Below are 1,633 nucleotides of genomic sequence, written 5' to 3' on the forward strand. Positions count from 1 at the left end.
TAGCGAGATCAGCGATGGTTGGTCTGCGCATGGATGGTCCTGAGGTATTCCATCATGAATGAGATGGGCGGTTGATGGAATATGATAGATTCCATCATCGTTGCATTGAGGCAAGCAAAAACTCGACCTATCATTCCCGTCATCAGGTGCGGCGCGCTGGTTTGCGACGCGGGAGGCAGGAATGAGCGAGACAGGAAAGCGTGATTACAGCCTGCTTGGTCCCAGCGGCCGGCAGGCGGTCGAAGCCGGATTGGCGGCGGCGGAGTGGTATCATACCGAGATTGCCCGCAAGGAGATGAAGGCGCTGATGCAGCGCTCCGATGCGGCCGCCATCCGCGACACGATCATCTGGCTCGGCAGCATGGCGATCCTTGCCGGCCTCGGCATCTTTTTCTGGGGTTCCTGGCTTTGTGTGCCCTTTTTCCTGGCTTACGGCGTGCTTTACGGTTCGGCCTCTGATAGCCGCTGGCACGAATGTGGCCATGGCACGGCGTTCAAGACCCGCTGGATGAACGATGCGGTCTATGAGATCGCCTGCTTCATGATCATGCGCAATCCGGTGACCTGGCGCTGGAGCCATACCCGCCATCACACCGACACCGTCATCGTCGGCCGCGATCCGGAGATCGCCGTCATGCGGCCGCCGGATCTCGTGCGCCTGGTCCTGAACTTCTTCGGCATCGTCGATGTCTTCTATGCGATGCTCGACATGGTCCGCAATGCCTTTGGCATCATCAGCGCCACGGAGAAGACCTTCATTCCCGAGATGGAGCAGCCGAAGGCGATCCGCATCGCCCGCATCTGGAGCCTCATCTATATCGCCACCATCGCCGCCGCTGTTGCCATGGGCTCGCTCCTGCCGCTGGTGCTGATCGGCCTGCCGCGGCTCTACGGCGCCTGGCATCATGTGCTGACCGGCCTGTTGCAGCATGGCGGGCTTGCCGACAATGTCATCGACCACCGGCTGAACAGCCGCACGGTGCTGATGAACCCGGTAAGCCGCTTCATCTATTGGAACATGAACTATCATGTCGAACACCACATGTTCCCGATGGTGCCCTATCATGCGCTGCCGAAGCTGCATGCGATGATCAAACACGATCTGCCGCGGCCCAATCCGTCGATCTGGTCGGGCTACCGCGAGATGATCCCGGCCTTCCTGCGGCAGTTGCGCAACGAGGATTATTTCCTGAAGCGCGACCTGCCGCCGACGGCGCGGCCCTATCGCGAGGAATTCCACAACGGGCTGGCCGAAGCGGCACAATAACCACAGGCAACAACCGCAGCCAGAACGGCATATACAACGGCACATACAGGGAGGCAGGAATGAGCGGCAACTGGATTAAGGTCTGTGCGGCGGATGCGATCGACGAGGAGGACGTCATGCGCTTCGACCATGGCGGCAAGACCTTCGCGATCTATCGCAGCCCGGAAGACGACTATTTTGCCACCGACGGCCTGTGCACGCACGAGCAGGTCCATCTTGCCGACGGGCTGGTGATGGACAACATCATCGAATGTCCCAAGCACAACGGCCGCTTCGACTACCGCACCGGCGAGGCCAAGGGCGCCCCCGTCTGCGTCAACCTCAAAACCTATCCCGTCAAGGTCGAAAACGGTGCCGTTTTTATTG

General features: G+C 60.0%; 2 protein-coding genes. Both read left to right on the forward strand.

The features are described from left to right. Nucleotides 1-181: 181 nt before the first annotated feature. On the forward strand, nt 182-1,267 hold the full coding sequence (locus ACXHXG_RS32075) for a fatty acid desaturase family protein (RefSeq protein ID WP_457901883.1): 1,086 nt from the start codon (nt 182-184) through the stop codon (nt 1,265-1,267). A gap of 59 nt (nt 1,268-1,326) precedes the next feature. Next, nucleotides 1,327-1,633, forward strand: a 307-nt coding sequence (locus ACXHXG_RS32080) for a MocE family 2Fe-2S type ferredoxin (protein ID WP_457901884.1), incomplete at its 3' end; no start/stop codon positions are given.

It is taken from the genome of Rhizobium sp. LEGMi-198b (genome assembly GCF_054114205.1).